Origin of the sequence: Mycobacterium sp. (assembly GCF_025933915.1) — a bacterium.
In the GTDB taxonomy this organism is placed as follows: Bacteria; Actinomycetota; Actinomycetes; order Mycobacteriales; family Mycobacteriaceae; genus Mycobacterium.
Genome location: NZ_JAICZA010000313.1, coordinates 1 through 1890 on the forward strand (window position 1 = coordinate 1; position 1890 = coordinate 1890).

Genomic DNA, 1890 nt, shown 5'->3' on the forward strand with positions numbered 1-1890 from the left:
AGCACCGCAACCGTGAAATCTGCCTACAACCACCTGTCCCACGGCTAGACTCGGCGGCGTCGCGACTGGCGTGAAGTGGGTGGAACCGACCACCGGGAAGCGCAACTCTTAAGCGGCGCCGTACGCCTGGGCGCCGCCGCCCTGGGAGCCAGCATGTCCGACGTACACAGCATTCCGACCCTGCCGGCGTTGCGCGAGACCGACCCGGACATCGCCGCACTGATCGACGCCGAGGAGGTCCGGCAGCGGGAGAAGATCCGGCTGATCGCGTCGGAGAACTACGTGTCCCGGGCGGTGCTCGAGGCGACCGGAACTGTGCTCACCAACAAGTACTCCGAGGGCTACGCGGGCAAGCGCTACTACGAGGGCCAACAGGTCATCGACCAGGTCGAGACGCTCGCCATCGACCGCGCGAAGTCGCTGTTCGGGGTCGACCACGCCAACGTGCAGCCGTACTCCGGCTCCCCGGCGAACCTCGCCGTCTACCTCGCCTTCCTATCCCCCGGCGACAAGGTCATGGGGATGTCGCTACCGGCGGGCGGCCACCTCACCCACGGCTGGGGCGTGTCGGCGACCGGCAAGTGGTTCACGCCGGTGCGCTACGGCGTGCGCACCGACACCGGGCGGGTCGACCTCGACGAGGTCCGCGACCTGGCGCTGGCCGAGCGACCGAGGGTGATCTTCTGCGGCGGTACGGCGATCCCGCGCACGATCGACTTCGCCGGCTTCGCGTCGATCGCGGCCGAGATCGACGCGGTGTTGGTCGCCGACATCGCCCACATCGCCGGCCTCGTCGCGGGCGGCGCACACCCGACACCGGTGGGGCATGCCGGGGTGATCTCGACCACCACTCACAAGACGCTGCGCGGACCGCGCGGCGCGATGCTGATGTGCAACGCCGAGCACGCCACCGCCATCGACAAGGCGGTGTTCCCCGGCCTGCAGGGCGGCCCGCACAACCACACGACGGCCGCGATCGCCGTAGCGCTGCGTGAGGCGGCGCAGGACTCGTTCCGTGACTACGCCGCACAGATCGTCACGAACGCCGCGGCATTCGCGACGGCACTCAACGAACGCGGCTTCAACCTGGTGTCGGGCGGTACCGACAACCACCTCATCCTCGTCGACCTCACGCCGAAGGGCGTCGGCGGCAAGCCGTTCGCCCAGGCGCTCGACCGGGCCGGCATCGTCACCAACTACAACGCGATTCCGGATGACCCGCGGCCGCCGTTCGACCCGTCCGGCCTGCGCCTCGGCACCGCGGCTGTGACGACGCGCGGCATGGGCCCGGCCGAGATGACCGCCATCGCGGGCTGGATGGACCGCGTGGCGACCGCGGTGGCGAACAACGACGAGGCTGACATCGAGCAGGTTGCCAAGGAGGCCAAGGAGCTCACCTCGAGCTTCCCCGTCCCCGCCTGACCCGAGCGAATGTGACATCCGCCCGGCTATGGGCGGGTGCATGTCACATTCGCTCGGGCGCTACCAGTGCACTCCCGGGAGCAGCTTCGCCATGGCCTGCGCGCCCCGTGTGAGGGAGATCCCTTCCGACTCGCCGCCCGCCGCCTTGGAGTCGGGGAAGACCCGATAGGCGACGTGCAGGATCGCGTCCACAACCCGCGGCGCCACCGCGTAGGCCACTTCCCCGAAGGTGCCGAGCCGCGTGCTGATCCGTTTCGGCCGGTCGACGAGCGCGCGCACCACCATGTCGGCGGCCTCGTCCGGGCTGAGGGTCGGGAACGCGTCGTAGATCTTGGTCGGGCTGATCATGGGGGTGCGAACGAGCGGCATGTGGATCGTCGTGAAGGTCACGCCGTCACCCCACGTCTCGCTCGCCACGACCCGGCTGAACGCGTCGAGCGCAGCCTTCGACGCGACGTACGCCGAGAA

At 69.5% G+C, this 1890-nt stretch carries 1 protein-coding gene, 1 pseudogene and 1 riboswitch; of the genes and pseudogenes, one reads left to right on the plus strand and one right to left on the minus strand.

Features of this window, described 5'->3' with window-relative positions; translation table 11 throughout:
- The first annotated feature begins 51 nt into the window (after window positions 1-51).
- A riboswitch (ZMP/ZTP riboswitch) is annotated at window positions 52-139 on the plus strand.
- 14 nt (window positions 140-153) lie between these two features.
- The gene (gene glyA, locus Q0W90_RS24420; RefSeq protein ID WP_297777262.1) at window positions 154-1422 is read left to right on the plus strand and encodes a serine hydroxymethyltransferase; all 1269 of its coding nucleotides are present in this window, start codon (window positions 154-156) and stop codon (window positions 1420-1422) included.
- A 60-nt stretch (window positions 1423-1482) separates the two neighbouring features.
- Here glyA and Q0W90_RS24425 read toward each other — a convergent pair.
- A pseudogene (locus Q0W90_RS24425) lies at window positions 1483-1890 on the minus strand (fatty acyl-CoA reductase); the annotation flags it as partial.